Annotated in this window: 17 protein-coding genes; 10 read left to right on the plus strand and 7 right to left on the minus strand. The window is 72.8% G+C overall.

All coding sequences use genetic code 11. From position 1 onward, the window contains the following. The first annotated feature begins 111 nt into the window (after positions 1–111). From KV381_RS31610 to KV381_RS31625, 4 genes are all read left to right on the plus strand, one after another. Positions 112–1,353 carry a MoxR family ATPase gene (locus KV381_RS31610; protein ID WP_218787339.1) on the plus strand — a complete coding sequence of 414 codons (1,242 nt, stop codon included), beginning with the start codon at positions 112–114 and terminating at the stop codon, positions 1,351–1,353. 2 nt (positions 1,354–1,355) lie between these two features. Next, positions 1,356–2,609, plus strand: coding sequence for a VWA-like domain-containing protein (locus KV381_RS31615; RefSeq protein WP_218787340.1), 1,254 nt, complete (start codon positions 1,356–1,358; stop codon positions 2,607–2,609). A 269-nt stretch (positions 2,610–2,878) separates the two neighbouring features. After that, positions 2,879–3,256, plus strand: coding sequence for an RICIN domain-containing protein (locus KV381_RS31620; RefSeq protein ID WP_218786865.1), 378 nt, complete (start codon positions 2,879–2,881; stop codon positions 3,254–3,256). Positions 3,257–3,372: 116 nt separating this feature from the next. Beyond that, positions 3,373–4,389: an alpha/beta hydrolase family protein gene (locus KV381_RS31625; protein ID WP_030623513.1), complete on the plus strand. Its 1,017-nt coding sequence runs from the start codon at positions 3,373–3,375 to the stop codon at positions 4,387–4,389. Between the two features lie 15 nt (positions 4,390–4,404). On the opposite strand, the gene KV381_RS31630 is transcribed toward KV381_RS31625, so the two are convergent. Then, positions 4,405–5,214, minus strand: coding sequence for an N-formylglutamate amidohydrolase (locus tag KV381_RS31630; RefSeq protein WP_218786866.1), 810 nt, complete (start codon positions 5,212–5,214; stop codon positions 4,405–4,407). Positions 5,215–5,414: 200 nt separating this feature from the next. On the opposite strand from KV381_RS31630, the gene KV381_RS36730 reads away from it, so the two are divergent. From KV381_RS36730 to KV381_RS36740, 3 genes are read left to right on the plus strand one after another with little or no spacing between them, the layout of a single operon-like run. Continuing rightward, a complete protein-coding gene (locus tag KV381_RS36730) occupies positions 5,415–6,395 on the plus strand; it encodes a hypothetical protein (protein WP_256995186.1) in 981 nt (326 codons plus the stop codon). After that, positions 6,392–7,075, plus strand: coding sequence for a hypothetical protein (locus tag KV381_RS36735; protein WP_256995187.1), 684 nt, complete (start codon positions 6,392–6,394; stop codon positions 7,073–7,075). Before KV381_RS36730 ends, KV381_RS36735 begins: the two co-directional genes overlap by 4 nt. Next, positions 7,066–7,578, plus strand: coding sequence for a tetratricopeptide repeat protein (locus KV381_RS36740; RefSeq protein ID WP_256995188.1), 513 nt, complete (start codon positions 7,066–7,068; stop codon positions 7,576–7,578). The genes KV381_RS36735 and KV381_RS36740 overlap by 10 nt, the downstream gene beginning before the upstream one ends. Here the strand turns inward: KV381_RS36740 and KV381_RS31640 are convergent. After that, a complete protein-coding gene (locus tag KV381_RS31640) occupies positions 7,493–8,899 on the minus strand; it encodes a hypothetical protein (RefSeq protein ID WP_306438532.1) in 1,407 nt (468 codons plus the stop codon). The two genes, KV381_RS36740 and KV381_RS31640, sit on opposite strands and share 86 nt — an antisense overlap. A 125-nt stretch (positions 8,900–9,024) precedes the next feature. Between KV381_RS31640 and KV381_RS31645 the strand changes: the two genes are divergently transcribed. After that, complete coding sequence (locus KV381_RS31645) at positions 9,025–9,354, plus strand: hypothetical protein (RefSeq protein WP_086777532.1); 330 nt, start codon at positions 9,025–9,027, stop codon at positions 9,352–9,354. 128 nt (positions 9,355–9,482) lie between these two features. Here KV381_RS31645 and sph read toward each other — a convergent pair whose 3' ends face one another. The 5 genes from sph to KV381_RS31670 form a co-directional block, all read right to left on the minus strand. Then, complete coding sequence (gene sph, locus KV381_RS31650; RefSeq protein ID WP_030623504.1) at positions 9,483–10,463, minus strand: sphingomyelin phosphodiesterase; 981 nt, start codon at positions 10,461–10,463, stop codon at positions 9,483–9,485. 136 nt (positions 10,464–10,599) lie between these two features. After that, on the minus strand, positions 10,600–11,241 hold the full coding sequence (locus KV381_RS31655; protein ID WP_218786867.1) for a class F sortase: 642 nt from the start codon (positions 11,239–11,241) through the stop codon (positions 10,600–10,602). Between the two features lie 121 nt (positions 11,242–11,362). Continuing rightward, entirely contained in the window at positions 11,363–11,803 is a 441-nt protein-coding gene (locus KV381_RS31660) for a hypothetical protein (RefSeq protein ID WP_218786868.1), read from the minus strand. 196 nt (positions 11,804–11,999) lie between these two features. Then, positions 12,000–14,030 carry a HAMP domain-containing sensor histidine kinase gene (locus KV381_RS31665; protein ID WP_256995189.1) on the minus strand — a complete coding sequence of 677 codons (2,031 nt, stop codon included), beginning with the start codon at positions 14,028–14,030 and terminating at the stop codon, positions 12,000–12,002. Beyond that, entirely contained in the window at positions 14,023–14,748 is a 726-nt protein-coding gene (locus tag KV381_RS31670; RefSeq protein ID WP_179889614.1) for a response regulator transcription factor, read from the minus strand. The genes KV381_RS31665 and KV381_RS31670 overlap by 8 nt, the downstream gene beginning before the upstream one ends. A 424-nt stretch (positions 14,749–15,172) precedes the next feature. Between KV381_RS31670 and KV381_RS31675 the strand changes: the two genes are divergently transcribed. Both KV381_RS31675 and KV381_RS31680 read left to right on the plus strand, forming a co-directional pair. Continuing rightward, a complete protein-coding gene (locus KV381_RS31675) occupies positions 15,173–16,474 on the plus strand; it encodes a cytochrome P450 (protein ID WP_218786869.1) in 1,302 nt (433 codons plus the stop codon). Continuing rightward, positions 16,471–17,724, plus strand: coding sequence for a cytochrome P450 (locus KV381_RS31680; protein WP_030076150.1), 1,254 nt, complete (start codon positions 16,471–16,473; stop codon positions 17,722–17,724). The genes KV381_RS31675 and KV381_RS31680 overlap by 4 nt, the downstream gene beginning before the upstream one ends. Positions 17,725–17,767: the final 43 nt, after the last annotated feature.

Raw genomic sequence — 17,767 nt, forward strand, 5'->3', positions numbered from 1 at the left:
TCGCTCCCCGACCACACGTACCTGCACCCACACCCGTACGCACCCGTGCTCATTCGCCCTCTCGCATACCCTCAGGTGATCACCTTGTCTGTGAACAGCCCGTCCGCTCCCGTGCTCCCGGACTCCGCTCCCGCCTCCCAACTCGCCGTCGCTGACGCACTGACGAGCCTGCTCCGCGACACCACCACCGAGCCGCGCCCCGACATTCAGCTGGAGGCGCTGACCCTGGCGGTCTCCGCCGATCTGCCCGTGCTGCTCTGGGGTGAGCCGGGGATCGGCAAGACCGCCGCCCTCACCCAGCTCGCCGCCTCCCTGGACCTGCCGCTCACCACGGTCATCGCCAGCGTGCACGAGCCGTCCGACTTCTCCGGGCTGCCCATCGTGGGCGACGACCCTGCCGAACAAGGAGTTCCGATGGCCCCGCCGGACTGGGCCGTCCGCCTCGTACGGGCCGGAAAGGGCCTGCTGTTCCTCGACGAGCTGTCCACCGCACCGCCCGCCGTGCAGGCCGCGCTCCTCCGTCTCGTACTGGAGCGGCGCATCGGCGCCCTCCAACTCCCGCCCGGTGTAAGGATCGTCGCCGCCGCCAACCCGCGATCCTCGGCGGCCGACGGCTGGGAGCTGAGCCCGCCGCTCGCCAACCGGTTCGTCCACCTCCAGTGGACCCACGACCACGAGGTCGTCGTACGCGGACTCGCCGGCACCTGGCCCCGCGCGACGCTGCCCCTCCTCGATCCCGAGAAACTGCCCGAAGCCGTGGACTTCGCCCGGCGCGCGGTGTGCGGGCTGCTCTCCGCCCGGCCCACGCTCGTCCACCGGCTGCCCACCACGGAGACCCGCCGGGGCGGCCCGTGGCCCTCCCCGCGCAGCTGGGACATGACCCTGAGCCTGATCGCCTTCGCGACCGCCGCCGGATCCTCCAAGGAGGTGCTGTCCTTGCTGGTCAGGGGCACGGTGGGGGACGGTCCTGGGCTGGAGCTGCTGGCGAGCCTGGACCGGATGGACCTTCCGGACCCCGAGGGCCTCCTCGCCGACCCGGCAGGGGCGGTGCTGCCCGAGCGCGGCGATCTTCGCCAGGCCGCGCTGGACGGGGTCGTCGCGGCGGTCCGTACCCGCCCGGACCGGGCCCGTTGGGACGCCGCATGGGCGCTGCTCGTCCGGGCGCTGGAGACCGGAGCCCCGGATCTGGTGGTCGTCCCCGCGACGACACTCGCCGCGCTGCGCCAGGAGGACTGGGACGTACCGGCGGCCATCGAGCAGCTTGCGGGCGTCGTGTCCCTGTCCGGACGCGCGGACCGCGCGGCGGCCCGGGTCGCCGCGAAGGCGAAGTCCCCGGCGACGGTGGGCCGGTGACGATGACGACGACGGGAGCACCGGAAGCGCCGGGCGCGCTGGACCTGGACAAACTCTTCGCCGCCCGACTGCAGGCCGCCCGCGCCCGCCCCTATCTGGCGACCGCGCTGTTCGCCCTGCACACCGTGGAGTCACGGCAGGTCCCGACCATGGCCGTCGACCGGTACTGGCGGTGCTACGTCTCGCCGTCCTTCGTGGCCCGGACGCCGGTGGAGGAGCTGGCCGGCGTCTGGGTCCACGAGGTGTCGCACCTGCTGCGCGACCACCACGGCCGCAGCGACCGGGTCGCCCGGCAGCGCGGGCTGACCGGGCCGGGCGACCGGCTGCGGATGAACATCGCCGCCGACTGCGAGATCAACGACGACGTGTACGGCGACGGCCTGGCCCGGCCGAAGGGCGCCGTCTACCCGTCGACGCTGCACCTGCAGTCCGGCGAGCTGATGGAGGACTACCTGTACCAGTTCCGCCTCGGCTCGCGCACCCAGGACCTCGCCTGGCTGGACTGCGGCAGCGGCGCGGACGGGCTGGAGAGGGAATGGGAGCTGGGGCCCGACGGTGCGCACGGGCTCAGCCCGCACGAACAGGACGCGGTCCGTTTCCGGGTGGCGCAGGGCATCACGGGCCGGCCGGGCAACGCCTCGAAGGGGTGGAAGCGGTGGGCGGAGGAGGCGTTCCATCCTCCGCAGCCCTGGCGGGAGTTGCTGGGCGCGGCCGTACGCTCGGCAGCCTCGGGGTCGGGAGCGGGGGAGGACTACACCTACGGCCGCCCCTCGCGTCGCTCCACCGGGCTGCCCGGTGTCGTCCTGCCGAGCCTGCGCCGCAGACCGCCCCGGGTCTCCGTCGTCATCGACACCTCCGGCTCGGTCAGCGACGCCGAACTGGGCAGCGCCCTCCTCGAAGTCGCCGCCATTTCCCGTGCGGTGGGCGGCCGCCGCGACCTCGTCACCGTCCTCGCCTGCGACGCGGCGACCCGGGTCGTCCACCCGCTCTGCCAGGCCGAGGGCATCCCGCTGGTGGGCGGAGGCGGAACGGATCTGCGTACGGGCTTCGCCAGGGCGCTGCGGGCACAGCCGCGTCCCGACACGATCGTCGTCCTCACCGACGGCCAGACACCATGGCCTTCGGCGCAACCTGCGTGCCGGACGGTCATCGGACTGTTTCCACGTGAGCGCAGGAGGCGTTCCTACAGCGAGGAAGACCCCGACTACGTGCCGCCCGGACCGCCGCAGTGGGCGCGGGTGGTCGAGATCGGCTGAGTGCGCAGCGCATCAGGGGCCTTCGAGCGCTGTCACTCCGGATCGTTCCGGATGCCGTGGCACGGGGGCCGGTGAATACATTGCGGACCAGCGGAACCTTCGGCATCGGTCGTTGGTTCGACCACGGGAAGGAAGCGTGCGTAGACGTGCGCAGTACGCGAAAAGTCTCTGCGGGCGGGGCTGTTGCCCTCGCCGCCCTCGTGTCCCTCGTCCATGCGCCCGCCGCCCTGGCAGCCGGCGCCCCGTCCGTATCCCCGTCGGCCGGCGCCGTGGCTCTTGCGAACCCGGGCGACGCCCAGTCCTTCCAGAACCAGGCCACGGGCCGGTGCATCGACGACACCGACAACGGCTTCCGCACCTGGAGCTGCAACGGCAGCACCGCGCAGAAGTGGAACATCATCTCCTGGAACGACGGCACGCGCCAACTGCGGAGCGTCAACACGGCCCGCTGCATGGAGGACACCGACAACGGCTTCCGCACCGTGCAGACCTGCAACTCCAGCCGGGAGCAGAGCTGGTGGGTCAAGGTCTGGAACGACGGCTCGATCCGGTTCCAGAACCAGGCGACCGGCCGGTGCATCGACGACAGCAGCCTGGGCTTCCGCACCTGGGCGTGCAACGACACCGCGTTTCAGAGCTGGTTCTGACACCGGCACGACAGCCCACCGAGGCCGACCGAGGCCGACCGAAGTCGACTGATGCGGACCGACCCGGGCCGACCCGGACCGACCCGCTCCATGAACCCTCGCGACAGGAGATCACGTTGAACGACAAGCAGCCGCCCACCCGCAGGAACGTCCTCCGGGCCGTCGGAGGGGTCTCCGCGGCCATGGCCCTCGGCGGTGCGGGTGTCCTCGCGTCGGCGTCGTCGGCGACCGCCGCCGCCCGGGGGGCCGCGGCCGGGGACGGCTTCGGACTGCGCATCGTGGACCGCATGGAGCAGGACCCCCGCATGTGGTACTACCGCTTCGAGACCGCCGCGATCGGCTGGGCGCCCGCCGTCAACGTCCTGCTCCCCGACGGCTACCACGGAAGCGGACGCACCTACCCCGTCCTCTATCTGCTCCACGGCGGCGAGGAGGACTTCATCTCCTGGGACCGCAGGGAGATCCGGGCGATCACGGCCGGCAAGCCGATCATCGTGGTGATGCCCGACGGCGGACGCGCGGGCTGGTACTCCAACCCGGTCAGCACCAACGTCGGCCCCCGCAACTGGGAGCACTTCCACATCGAGCAGCTGATCCCGTGGATCGACGCCAACTTCCGTACGTACGCAGAGTTCGACGGCCGGGCTGTTTCCGGCTTCTCCATGGGCGGCTTCGGCGCCCTGAAGTACGCGGCCAAGTACTGGGGCCACTTCGCCTCGGTGAGTTCGCACTCCGGCCCGGCCAGCCTGCGCGGCCCCGTCGCCGGTGTGAACGGCGCGGTCACCCACTGGGCCAATGCCTCGTCCGCCGCCGTGGAGTTGGGCGGCGGCACCATCTACGGCGCGCCGTTCTGGGACGAGGCGAGGGTCACCGCGGACAACCCGATCGAGCGGCTGGAGAGCTACCGGGGCAAGCGGATCTTCCTGGCCGCCGGCACCAGCCCCGACCCGGTCAACTGGTTCGATACGTTCAACGAGGTCGGCGTGCTGGAGACCCAGCGGGAGTTCCGCGGCTTCCTCGACCGCGCGGGCATCCACCACGAGTGGCGCGAGCGGGGCGGTGGCCACTACGTCGACCGCCGCATCTTCGAGGACGACCTCAACGGCATCATCGGCCGGCTGCGCAAGGCGTAGCGGCGGCCGGAACGATCACATCGGCCCGACGAGCCCCACCAGCTCCGCCAGCGCCCCGGCCAGCGCGTCGAGCCCCGGCCCCGCGGGGCCGCCCGGCTCGCTCATGTACGTGTCGCGGCGGATCTCGATCATCAGCGCGCTGACCCGGCGGTCCGTTCCGTAGTGCCGCAGCGGAACGTACGTACCGGCGAACGGTGTGTCGTGCCCGATGCCGTCGTGACCGACGCGACCGCCGAACGCCTTCTCCGCCGCCGCGAGGAGCCCGGGCGGGGTGTGGAACGGGTCGGTGCCCAGGCAGACGGGTGGGCGGGGGCCCGTGCCGTGCAGTTCGTACGGGAGGGGCGCGGTCGGGTACGAGTGGACGTCGATGATCACCGCGCGGCCCGTGGCGGCGAGGCGCGCCTCGACCGCCGCCGTCATCGCCTCGGCGTACGGGTGGAAGTACGACTCCAGCAGTGGGCCCGGGTCCGTCTCCGGCGGGCGGAGCGGCTCGCGGTGGGTGGTGCGGGTGTAGACGGCGCCCATGCCGGCGGCGAGCATCTCCTCCCGCTCGTCCGGGAAGCGTTCCGGGTCGACGACCAGCCGGGAGAGGTTGTTGACGAAGCGCCACGGGGTGGACGGCGCGGCCCTCGCCGCCGCGGCGGCCAGTTCGGCGGTGTGGGCGTCGGTGATGTGGTCGAGCTCGCGTTCCAGGGCGGCGTCGTTCAAGGTGATGCCCGCGCGCACCTGTTGGGGGAGGTGGCGGGATCCGTGCGGTACGTGCAGGAGGACCGGTGAGTCGGCAGCTCCCGGGATGAGTGCGAACGGCTGGTGCGGATCACTCACGGGTACTCCTTCGGTGTGCTTCGTCCGTTCCCGCACCAGCATCCCCGACCGCTCCCGGAAGCCGTCGGACGGCCCTCGCCGTTCTCCTGGCTGCCCGTCAGCGGGCCCGTCCAGCAGATACCGTTGATCCTTGTGATCGGTCGCGGCGGTGCCCGGGAGGGGTGCACCGGGCGAACCGGCGGGAACAGGGGGCGCACCGCATGCTGGATCCCATATCGATGGCCGCCATCACGGCCGTCCTCGGCGCTGTCGGGTCGGGCGTGGCGAGCGAGGCGGGCAAATGGGCCTGGGAGACCGCGGGCGGGCTGGTACGGCGGATGGCCGGACGCGAGGTCGTCGCGCCGACCCGGCCCGAGGACCGCGAGGCCGTGGCGCGGATCATCCACGACAGTGTGCGCAGCGACCCCGAACTCGCCCGTACCTGGAACACGTTCGCCCGCGGCGTGCAGACGACGGGGGCCACGATCGGACGGCCCCGGCTGCCCGCTTCCGTGCGCTTCTTCACGGACCGGAAGACGGCGATGAGGCTGCTCGACCGCGAGGCGGGCCGCAAGGCGGACGGGCGCCCCCGGGTCGCCCTGCTGTACGGGGACGACTCCATGGGCACGAGCGCCCTTGCCGTGCACTGGGGCTGGCGGGCGGAAAGCCTGTTCCCGGACGGACAGCTCTACGTTGACCTCGGCCGCCGCGGCGCGGGCGGCGCCCACACCGCCGGTAGTGCCTTGCGGGAACTGCTGCGCGGACTCGGGTTGCGGGACGAGCAGATCCCGGCCTCCGAGCCGGAGCGCGTCGACGCCTTCCGCCGAATCGTCGCGGACCGCAAGCTGCTCCTCGTCCTCGACCACGCCCGGTCCGCCGCACAGATCGCACCGCTCCTCACCTCCGCCCCCTCCGTTCTCACTCTCGTCGTGGCCCGGCGCCCGTTCCCCGGCCTCGACGCGTTCCCGGTGCCCGTCGGGCCGCTCAGCGACCGGGACGCGGCCCGGCTGCTCACCAAGATCGTGGGCAAGCAGGTCATGCGCTCGGCCCGTGCGGCGCTCCCCGCCGTGCTGGAACGCTGCGGCGGATCGCCGTACGCCCTGCGCGCCGCAGCGCCCCGACTCCTCGCCCCCCCGGGCCGTTCGCCGCGGCCCCGCCGCTCCCTCAGCTCCAGCACGAACCGACGGGAGGCCTCACCATGAGCGACAGCGACCCGATGCGTACGGCCGCGGAGGACGCCTACCGGCTGCTGCAGCCCGACGCGGCCCGGCTCTACCGCCTCATGGGACTGCGGCACTGGCCCGCCTTCGACGCGGAGGCGGCGGCACAGGTCACGGGCCTCGATGTCGACGCCGCCGAGGAACTGCTCGGCACCCTGGCCGACGCGCTGCTGCTGGAGCACACCGACAACGGCCGCTACCGCTACCGGCCTTCGGTCCGCGCCCACGCCGAGGAAGTGGCCTACCGGCAGGAGGGCATCGCCGGCTGCTCGGCGGCCACGACCCGCGCCGTGGAGCACTATCTGAGACTGTCCGTGACGGCGGCGCGGGCCGCGCTCCCGGAGAGCTGGCGGGTGCCCGACGCGGTGCCCGACAGTCCGGGCGACGGCTACGCGGGGCGAGGAGAAGCCGTGACCCGCCTCGCCGTCGAACTGCCCAATCTCGTCGAAGCCGTCGCGACCGCCGAGGAGTTCGGGAAGCCGGACACAGCGGTGACGCTCTGCCGGGCCCTGTGCCGCTCCAGCTCAAGGCGGGCCACCACGAGGAACTGCTGCCCGCTCTGCGGATCGGGACGGCGGTCGCCGACGCCCGGTTCCCCGGCAGCCGGGCCGCGGGCGCTCTCCACGCACAACTGGCGCACACGCTGGGAGAGTTGCAGCTAGGTGAGGAGGCCGCTGCGGAAGCGGCGGCGGCCGCACGCGACGAGCGGGCGGCGGGGCACACTCGCGGACTGGCCTCCGCGATCGAGTTCCTGGGACTGCTGCGGCTGCGGCAGTGGCGCTTCGCGGACGCGTACGACTGCTTCGACGAGGCCTACGCCGTCCTTGACGGTATCGGCCCTGACGACGAGGGCGCGGCGGACGTGCCGCGAGCGCGGGCCCTGCTGGAACGCCACCGGGGTCGGGCCCTGCGAGGTCTCGGGCGGCTGGACGAGGCCCAGGAGCACGTGGAGCGGGCCCTCACCGCCTTCCGGGCGCGCGGCGAGGCGTACAACACGGCCCGGGCTCTCACGGACCTGGCGGAAATCCGGCTGGCCGGTGAAGAGCCCGCCGAGGCGCTGTCACTGGCCGACGAGGCGATCAGGATCCTGTCCGAGGAGAACGCCGACCAGCACGTGGAATATCTGCGCCGCTTGCGTGAGCGGTGCTCCGGTCGGCGGGAGTAGTACGGCCTCCCTGCCGCGTCCCGCCGCCCGCCATCGCGTCGTCCGCCTCCGCGGTGACCACCACCCGGTGGGCGGTGCCGCCGGTGCGGACGGTGAGGCCGTCCGCGACCAGCGCGGCGCGGGCCCTGCCCGCCGCGAGCCAGGCGTGCACCGCCGATGCGTACACCGCCGGGTCCGCGTCGGCCTCCGCTCCCGCGGTGAGCCGGAGCAGGGCTCCGTCGCGGGTCCGGACGAGGCAGGACGAGGGGCCCGTGACGTACGCCGCGAGCGCGCAGTGCGGGTGCCGGTCCAGTACCTCGGCGGCCCACCGGCCGGGCGGGCCGAACCGCTGGTCGTCCGGGGAGCCGTCGCGGAAGACGACGTCGGCCAGGTCGAGTTGACCCGGATCACGGGTGTCTTCGTGAACGGCGAGGTGGTCGTCCCCGCTCCCGGCCGGTTCCCGGGCGGGGTCGGCGTACCGGGTGACTGCGACCTCCGGCCCCGCGAGGAAGCGCGTCAGCACCCACAGGGGAGCCGTACGGGGAGCGGGCTCCGGGGCCGGCAGCGGCAGCGGTTCGAGCAGGGCGGGGCCCGACGGCTCGGGGGCGCCCATCAGTTCGTAGCCGTGAAGCGCATCGGGCCCGGCTGCGGAACGTGGCTCTCGATCAGCGCGTCTACCTGGCCGCGCAGGGGCGACCTGGCGTTCAGTCTGGGCGCGGTCCGGATGAAGTCGGCGATGGGGGCGTCGGGGTCGAGACCGTCCAGGGTGCTGCGAGCAGCGGGGTGCCGATCGGCCAATGACCAGGTCGGCGGCGACAAGAGCCTGGCGCCAGTTCTTCAGCGGGTCGATCAGCGTCAGGCCGCTGCGCCTGGCCCGGTCCAGCCAGGCCCTGATCTGGCCGGGGCCGTGACCGTGCCAGATGTTCGGGTGGAGGACGGCGGCGACGCGGTACTCGTCGGCGGGAAGCTCCGAGGCGAGCCGTGGGAGCAGCGAGGGCAGCACGTCGTCACCGGGCCCCTCCCCGTCCCCGTCTCCGCCTCCATCGCCCAGCAACGACTGAGAGCTCCATGTGGAGTTGAGCAGTACCAGACGCTGCCCGCGCCGCACGCCGAGCGCCCTGCGGAAGCGTTCACGGTACGGGCGTGCCGACAGCATCCGGTCGAAGCAGGGGTCACCCGCGAGAACGGCGGTGGGCAGTGCCTCGGGGCAGGCGGCGGCCAGCCGGTCGAACTGTTCCGGGTGCGAGAGGACGAGCGCGTCGGCGAGAGGCGCGCCGTTCGAGAGCAGCCACTCCGGCGCGAGCCCGAAGACAGGGGCCGGCGCACCCCGGGGCACGCCCACCGCATCGGTGCTCGGTGCTCGGTGCTCGGTGCTCGGTGCTCGGTGCTCGGTGCTCGGTGCTCGGTGCTCGGTGCTCGGTGCTCGGTGCTGCCAGCCTCTTAGTATAGCCAATACCGTGCGAAAGTATGACCAACGGCCCCTGGATCGCGTGGAGTTCACCGCCGAAGCTGGCCGAGATCGCCAGGTCCACCGGCGTCGCGAGGGCCTGTTCCCACGGCAGTACGGGCACCCCCGTGTCCGCGAGCAGGTCGGCGATGCCCGAGCGGAACGCCGAGGACCCCGTACACGTGGCGAGGAGCTGGATCCCGAGGTCGTCGTGGAACAGCGGCAGGACGTCGAGCAGACGGGTCGCCGAGGTGACGTTGTGGACGACGAGGAGCACGCGACGGCAGCGCACCCGTGTGGCCCAGCGTGCCGCGTCGTCGCCGACCGGCACCCGTATCCACTGGTCCTGACCCTCGTCCATACCGGCCCTCTCGCGCTCCCGGACACCAGCGCTGGCCACGATATATCGGCAGGAGCCGGGCGATGCCGCCGTCCCCTCCGGCGCGGGGCGGAAGGGGACGGCGGTGTCATGGTGCGGCTACTGTGCGGAACCGATCACCGGGTAGTGGTCGGAGAGGTTCGTGTACGTGTAGCTCGTGCCCCAGCTGGACACCGTCCAGGGGGCGCTCTCCTCCTTGATCACATCGTTCTTCCAGCCCGCCGGCTTGGCGTGGCCCGCGCGGTGCAGGACGTGGTCCAGGTCCTCGCGCGGGTCGTCGGGGTAGCGCTCGGAGGCGATGGAGTTGTCGCGGGTGTCGAAGGAGTACGGGTGGCCCGTCCGCGCGTCCGGTGCGGTGAGGCCGGCGTCGGAGAGGAACGAGGCGTACTCCGCCGAGTGCCCGTCGACGTTGAAGTCGCCCGCCACGACGACCTGTTCCGAGGCCGGTATGTTCTTCGCGTCGAGGAACGCGTCCATCGCCTTGAACTGCCGGCTGCGCATCTGGGCGGCCTCGCCCGCCGAGCAGCCGGGGTCGGTGGACTGGGCGTGGGTGCCGACGACGTGGACCCGGGCGCCGTTGACGTTCAGCACCGTGTACGCGAAGCCCTTGTTCGACCACCAGTCGGCGCCGCACGCGTCCTTGTAGACGTACTGCTCCTTGCGCACGATCGGCCACTTGCTCAGGATGGTGACGCCACCGTCCTCCGGCGTCGCCGCCGCGTACGAGCCGCCCGTCGCGTCCCAGCCGCTCTTGCTCCGGCCGACCACCGGGGTCTGGTACGGGTACTGGGCGGCGGCGTTCCGCAGCAGCGCGTCGGAGGAGCTGTTGTCGAAGGCCTCCTGGATCACCACGACGTCGTTGCCCTGGAAGAACGAGGTCTTCGGGATCTCGGCCGCACGGTGGTCCTGACCCCAGTTGGGGTAGAGGTTCTTGCTGAAGAGGAACGCGTTGTACGAGAGCACCCGCAGCTCGGGGGTCTCGGCAGCCGCCGCCTGCGGTGTGCTCACGGCCAGGGTGACGGACGCGAGAGTGGCGGACAGGGCCACGCCGGTCAGGCGGCGGAACGCGGTGTTCGGCACGGAATCTCCTGTGGGTAGGTGGGGGGCGTACCGGGTGCCACCCATCAAAGCAGCGGCAGTTACCCACGGGTAGACATCGGATGGCACGAGTCTGTCCGGACGGCCGCCATCCGGATTCCCGGACCGAACACGCCCCCTATCGGGCGAGGGCGCCGTACACGATGAGGTTGTCGACCGGATGGCCCTCCGCGTCGAACTCACCGTCGCAGGTGATGAGCCGCAGCGTGCTGTCCTTCGTCGGGCCGTAGACCTTCTCGGTGGGGAACGCCTTCTTGCTGACCGCCTCCTTGCCCGTGACCGTGAAGCGCAGAGTCCTCCCCGCCCCGTCGCGGACCAGTACCTCGGCGCCCTCGCGGATCTTCTCGAGGTCGTGGAAGACGGCCCGGCCGAAGCGGGTGTCGTTGTGGCCGATCAGTACGGCGGGCCCCGGTGCGCCGGGCGTGGACCCGCCGCTGTACCAGCCCGCCGTCATGCCCTTCTCCGCGGGCGGGACCTCTACCGTGCCGTCCGCGTTGAGACCCAGCTCCATGAGAGTGCTCCGTACGCCGATCGAGGGGATGGAGACCTCGGTGGGAGCCGACCGTTCCGGCTCATCGGTCCGGGGCGGCGTGGTCGACCCGGAGCCCGCCTCGTCCCGCGCCGAGGCGGAGGGGGTGGCGGCGGTGGCTGCGGAGGGCTCGGCGGACGAGCATCCGGCCAGGGCGACGCAGGCCGTGACAGCGGTCAGCAGGGCGGCGGTCCGCCGGAAACGGTGGGGCGTACGGGACGGCGACGGCACAGAGGGCTCCGGAAGCGGGGAGGAAGGGCGGGGCGAGGACGTGGGCGAGGCGGGCGCGCGTGGGTGTGGCGCCGCCCCGGTGCGGGGCGACGCCACGGTCAGCGGTGGTGCCCGGTGCGGGTCAGCCGTTGTGGCCGGCCGCCGAGCGGCGGCGCAGCACGAGCGTGCCCGCGCCCGCCAGCAGCGCGGCCCCGGCCACCGAACCGGCCAGCACGGCGGTGCTGTTGTCGCCGCTGCCGGCGGGACGTTCCCCGGCGGCGACACCGCCGCGCGGCGTGACCGCCGGCGCGGCCTCCGCCGGGACGGCCTCCTTCGGCGCGGGCGCCGGGCGGTCGCCCGCCGCCACGCCGCCGCGCGGGACGGCCGACGGGGCGGCGGCGTCCCTCGGGGCTTCGGCGGCGGCCTCGCTCCGCTCCGGGGACGGCGTGGTCACGGCGGCGGGCTCCGACGGCTTCGGCGAGGCGTCGGCGAAGGCGGCGGCGGACGGGACCAGCACCGCACCGGCCGCGACAGCGGCGAGGACGGCCGCACGCAGGGTGGGGCGAGAGATCAAAGCGGTCATACGGATGGCTCCATTCCATACTCGGCCCCGTGACGGTCCCGGACGCGGGTGCGCACCGGGGACGGGGCATGCGGCCAGGCTGGCGTGGAGATATGAAGAAGCTGTCAGAACGCTGTGGTCATCCCATCAGGGGCGCCTCATCAGCGACGTCTCATCCGGGGGGTCTCATCAGGAGCGTCTCACCGGGGTCATCCCGTCAGGGGCCGGACGGCTCCGTTCCGGCGGGCAGCCGGAGAGCGAACGTCGACCCCTCGCCCTCGGTACTCGTCGCTTCCACCGCACCGCCGTGCGCCTCGACCAGTTTGCGGACGATGGCCAGGCCCAGTCCGCTGCCGCCCGTGCGGCGGCTACGGGACTTCTCGGCGCGCCAGAACCGGTCGAAGACGTGCGGGAGATCCTCGGCGGGGATGCCGGAGCCGGTGTCCTGCACCTCGATCACCACCGTGCCGTCGCACGCCTTCCCCTCGTCGTCGCCCTCACCGCCACCTTCGGAGGTATCGGAGGCATCGGAGGCGTACGCGCTCAGCGTCACCCGCCCGCCCTCCGGTGTGTGCCGTACGGCGTTGGACACCAGGTTGCCCACCGCCTGCCGGAGCCTGACCGGGTCCGCGCGCAGGGCCGGTTCCGGGTCGGTTGCCGCGACCGCGACCGTGAGCGTCACGCCCGCGTTCTCCGCCCGGGCCTGGTGGGCGGCGGCGACCTGGCTCAGCAGTTCCCGGACCCCGACGGGTTCGGGATGCAGTCGCAGCACCCCGGCGTCGGCCGCGGCCAGGTCCTGGAGGTCGTCGATGATGTGCTGGAGCTGCACGGCCTCCTCCAGCAACGAGGAGACGAACGCCGGGTCGGGGTCGGCGAGTCCGTCCTGGGCGGCCTCCAGCCAGCCCCGGATGTTGCTCAGCGGGGTGCGCAGCTCATGGGCGACGTCGCTCACCATGGCCTTGCGCTGCTCCTCCAGCCGCGCCCGGTGCGCGGACATGTCGTTGAACGCGGCGGCCAGCCGCCCGACCTCGTCGTCCCCCGACACGGGCACCGACGCCGGCTGTTCCCCGTCCCGCATCCGCTGCGCCGCTCCGGTCAGGGCGTGCAGCGGGCGCACCAGCCGGGTGCCCGCGAACACCGACGCGCCCACGGTGAGGGCCAGCACGAGCGCCGCGGCTCCGGCGATCTTGGCGGTGTTCGCGGGGGAGAGGTCGAAGCCGGGCAGGGTCGCGCCGCCCTCGTCGCCGATGAAGAGGAGGGCGGGGGAGGCCACGTACGAACTGAGCTGTTCGCTGCGGGCCGTGCCCACACAGGACGCGATGGCCCGGTCGTTCTCCCCGGTCCGCTCCGGCATCCCGACCGACGGCGCGGCCTGCTCCGAGGGGGCGTCGCGCGGCGCGGGCACCGGCCGTGGCGCGACCGCCCCGGGTTCGCCCGGCACGGTCACCGGGACCTGATCGCCCCAGGACAGATCGTTGTTCAGCCGCACCCCCTCGCGGCCCTGGCGCTTCAGACAGGCGTCGGCCAGTGCGGTGAGCGCGTCGAGCGCCTTCTGTTCCGAACGGGTCGGCGTGTCCAGCGCGGCGAGATCGCAACGGGTGCCCAGAGCGCGTTCGGGATCGTTGCCCACGATCTGCACCCGGGGCCGGCCGCTCGCGCCGACCACCACGTCCGAGGCGATCCCCGCCCGGTTCAGGCACGCCACCTCGGCGTCGGCGGTCCGCCGCAACGCCGTGCTGTCGGCCGTCGACAGCCGGAACGGACCCACCGCCCGCGGATCGATCCGGTCGGCCGCCGTGCGCTGCCCGTCGGTGCCCCGCGCCGCCAGGACGGTGTCCACGGACAACGGGTCGACCACGGCGGACGCCTGCGGCGGGAGCGCCGGGGCGGTCGCCGCGGTGGCGGAGTCGGCGAGCGGCTGCCGGCTCTGCGTCGTCAGGGCGACCCGGCGGCCCGACTCCCGGGCCAGCTCCCGCACGGTCGCGCCGACTCCGTCCCAGGTCGGATTGCGGGCGGCGTACTCCAGCAGGGTGTCGTAGATCCGGGCGTCCGCGGTGAGGTTCTGCCCCTGCTCCTGCTTGATCGCACCCGAGGTGGTCTGCACGGCGATCCAGGCGGTGGCCGCCACCGAACACGCGGCCACCAGCGCCGAGACGGCGAGCAGCCGCCCCAGCAGGCTCCGGCGCAGCGGCAGCCGCGCCCGGCCCGGCCCCTCCGCCCGGGCTCCGTGACCGCGCGCGCTACCCACGCCGGGCCGCGGCCTTCGCCGGGTCGGTGAGTTTGTAGCCGACGCCGAAGACCGTGAGCAGCCGCTCCGGCCGGCGCGGGGCCCGTTCGATCTTCTTGCGCAGGTTCATGATGTGCACATCGACCGTCCGGGCGCTGATGTAGCGGTCGAAGCCGTGGAGTTCCTCCAGCAGCCGCTGACGGCTGAACACCCGGTCCGGCTCCGCCGCCAGGGCCGCCAGGATCCGGAACTCGCCCGGGGTGCACTCCACCGCCGCACCGCCCACCGACACCTCGTGCCGCTCGGGGTCGACCACGAGGGCGCCGACGCGCAGGACGGGGTCCTCGGCCACCGGCTCCGGGGCGAGCGGCCGCCGGGTCCGCCGCAGCAGCGTACGGACGCGGGCCATCAGCTCGCGCGGACTGTAGGGCTTGGTCATGTAGTCGTCGGCGCCGAGGTCGAGACCGAGCAGGAGATCGTCCTCGGTCGACCGGGCGGTCAGCATCAGTACCGGCAGTCCGCGGTCCTCGGCCCGCAGCACCCGCACCACGTCCAGGCCGTCGGCCCGGGGCATCATCACATCGAGGACCAGCAGGTCGGGCTCCTGGTGCCGGACGGCGTCGAGCGCGGCGAGGCCGTCGCCCACGATCCGTACGGCGTGTCCTTCCCGTTCCAGATAGCGGCGTACGAGCTCGGCCTGCTTCTCGTCGTCCTCGGCAACTATGACGTCTGCGCACACGCCCCCGATCGTAGAGCGGCGGGACCACGGTGCGGGGCCGGGGCGGGTTCCGGTCCACGGAAGCCGGGAAGGGGACCGGCGCGTTCACCTGCGCGAGAGTGGCCGCTCCCCGGTGCGCAGGGCGCAGGTCACGGCGTACGACGTGACCGGGACGCATGACGCGTGGGGCGTGGCCGAGGTCCGGCGGCGGCCGCCGGTCGCCGGGCACCACACGGAGACGCCCGGCTTCCATGCCGTCACCACCGAAGGGCGTCCAGGTGGCCCTTCACTCCGGGGAAGAGATGGAGAGTGAGACCGAACTGCTCCAAGGTCGGTCGAAAATGATCGCTCAAGGCCTCCAAGGGTTCACGGAATCTCCTTATAGTGGTGCCGCGTTGATCGTATGGTCACAACGCGCGAAGCCGTCGCCACTGGAGTCCGTACGATGACGAACCCCTCGTCCGCCCTGCCCGCGTCCACGACCGGTGCCGGCGGAGGCTGCCCGATGGGCGCCGGTACGGGCGCCGTCCAGCTCGGCGGACCCGGCTTCACCACCGAACCCCAGGAGCTCTACCGCTCCATGCGGCGCGAGCACGGCCCCGTCGTCCCCGTCGAGTTGCCCGGCGGCTTCCCCGCCTGGCTGGTGATCGGCTACCGGGAACTCCACCAGGTCACCAGCGACGGGGAGTTGTACCCCCGGGACGTCTCGCTGTGGAACCAGTGGGAGAACATCCCCGCCGACTGGCCGCTGCTGCCCATGGTGGGCACCCCCATGCCGTCCATCTACTTCACCGCCGGGGCCGAGCACCGCCGACACGTCGAGATGGTCGTACCGGCCCTCGAAGGGGCCGACCCCTTCGAAATCCGGCAGCACTGCGAGCAGTTGGCCGACCGGCTCATCGACGCGGTGTGCAGCCGGGGCACCGCCGACCTCGTCGCCGAGTTCGCCGAGCCGCTGCCCGTCCTGGTGCTCGCCCGCCTCGTCGGCTTCCCCGACGACGAGGGCGCCGACATCGCGCGGGTGCTCAAGGACCTCGCCGACGGCGGGCCCGACGCGCAGAAGGCGCATCTGCGCTTCGGCGAGCACATGCACCAGCTCGTCGCGGCCAAGCGCGCGCGCCCCGGCGACGACGTGACCTCGCGGATGCTCGCCCACCCCGAACCGTTCACCGACGAGGAGTACGCGCTCGACCTGATGGCCATCACGGCGGCCGGGCACCTGACCACCGCCGACTGGATCGGCAACTCCACCCGGCTGATGCTCACCGAGGACCAGTTCGCCGACGCCCTGTCCGGCGGCCGGCACAGCGTCGCCGAGGCCATGAACGAAGTGCTCTGGGAGGACGGACCCACCCAGATCCTGGCCGGCCGCTGGGCCGCCCGCGACAGCCGGCTCGGCGGCCGGAACATCGCCCGCGGCGACATGCTGCTCCTCGGCCTCGGCGCGGCCAACGCCGACCCGCACATCCGGCAGCAGGTCACCGCCTCCGCCGTACGTTCCGGGCAGGGAGGCAACAGCGCGCACCTGGCGTTCAGCCACGGAGAGTACCGCTGCCCCTTCCCCGCCCAGGAGATCGCCGAGATCATCGCCCGTACCGGCATCGAGGTACTGCTGGACCGGCTGCCCGACCTCGAACTGGCCGTACCCGCCGGCGAACTGGTCCGCCGGCCGTCCGCGTTCCTGCGCGGGACCACCGCGCTGCCCGTCCGCTTCACTCCCGTACGTACGACAGGAGACGCATTGTGAACTGCCCGCACGCCGAAGCCGCACAAGCCGACCGGAACGCCGGGGTCATCACCATCGACCCCATGGTCCAGGACCTGGACGGCGAGACCGCGCGACTGCGCGACGCCGGGGTCCTCGCCCGGATCGACCTGCTCGGTGTGCCGGCCTGGACGGTCACCCGGCACGCCGAGGCACGTCAACTCCTGGTCGACCCGCGGCTGGTGAAGGACATCGACGCCTGGGGCCTGTGGCAGAGCGGAGTGGTGACACGTGCATGGCCGCTGATCGGCATGATCGACGCCGGGCGCTCCATGTTCACCGTCGACGGGTCCGAACACCGGCGGCTGCGCACCAAGACCTCGCAGGCGCTGACCCCCCGCCGGCTGGAGGCGATCCGCCCGGACATCGAGAAGTTCACCGAGGAACTGCTGGACGCCCTCGACGCCGCGCAGGGCGAGGACGGCGTCGTCGACCTGAAGGCGGTGTTCGCCCAGCCGCTGCCGATGAAGGTCGTCGGCATGCTCATGGGCGTCGACGAGTCCCAGCACGCCATGCTCACCCGGCAGTACAAGGCGTTCTTCTCCATGCTCACCCCGCAGGACGAACGCCTGGCTCTGCTCGCCGAGTTGGACGTCTTCTACACCGACCTCGTCCGGGAGAAGACCGCCCGGCCCACCGACGACCTCACCAGTGCGCTGATCCTGGCCGAGGAGGGCGGCGACCCGCTCACCGAGGAAGAGGTGGTGGGCAACCTCAAGGCCATGGTCGCCGCCGGGCACGAGACCACCATCGGCCTCGTCCTCAACGCCGTGCGGGCCCTGCTCTCCCACCCCGACCAGCTCCGCGCGGTGCTCGCCGGAGAGATCGGCTGGGACGCGGTGGTCGAGGAGACGCTGCGCTGGGACACCCCCACCACCCACCTGCTGATGCGGTTCGCCACCGAGGACCTGGCCGTCGGCGACGAGGTGATCCGCAAGGGCGAAGGAGTCGTCATCTCCTACCGGGCCATCGGACGCGACATCGAGCAGCACGGCCCCGACGCCGACGCCTTCGACATCACCCGGCCCACCCGCAACCGCCACATGACCTTCGGCCACGGCCCGCACATCTGCCCCGGCGCGGCCCTGTCGCGCGTCGAGGCGGGCATCGCGCTGCCCGCCCTGTTCGGCCGCTTCCCCGGGCTCCGCCTCGCCGTCCCGGACGAGGAGATCACCAAGCTTCCGGTGATGACCCAGAACGACATGGCCGCCTTCCCCGTCCTCCTGGGCTGACGGCGGCCGGCCCGGGCGCCCGGGCCGCGAAGGGGACCGGGCG

Origin of the sequence: Streptomyces sp. WY228 (assembly GCF_019287315.1) — a bacterium.
Taxonomy (GTDB): Bacteria; Actinomycetota; Actinomycetes; order Streptomycetales; family Streptomycetaceae; genus Streptomyces; species Streptomyces caviscabies.

Bases quoted from the DNA above. Each gene is read 5' to 3' on its own strand.
- KV381_RS36735 (WP_256995187.1), top strand. From the start codon at position 6,392: ATGAGCGACAGCGACCCGATGCGTACGGCCGCGGAGGACGCCTACCGG.
- KV381_RS31660 (WP_218786868.1), bottom strand. From the start codon at position 11,803: ATGACCGCTTTGATCTCTCGCCCCACCCTGCGTGCGGCCGTCCTCGCC.
- KV381_RS31615 (WP_218787340.1), top strand. From the start codon at position 1,356: ATGACGACGACGGGAGCACCGGAAGCGCCGGGCGCGCTGGACCTGGAC.
- KV381_RS31645 (WP_086777532.1), top strand. From the start codon at position 9,025: ATGACCAACGGCCCCTGGATCGCGTGGAGTTCACCGCCGAAGCTGGCC.
- KV381_RS31675 (WP_218786869.1), top strand. From the start codon at position 15,173: ATGACGAACCCCTCGTCCGCCCTGCCCGCGTCCACGACCGGTGCCGGC.
- KV381_RS36730 (WP_256995186.1), top strand. From the start codon at position 5,415: ATGCTGGATCCCATATCGATGGCCGCCATCACGGCCGTCCTCGGCGCT.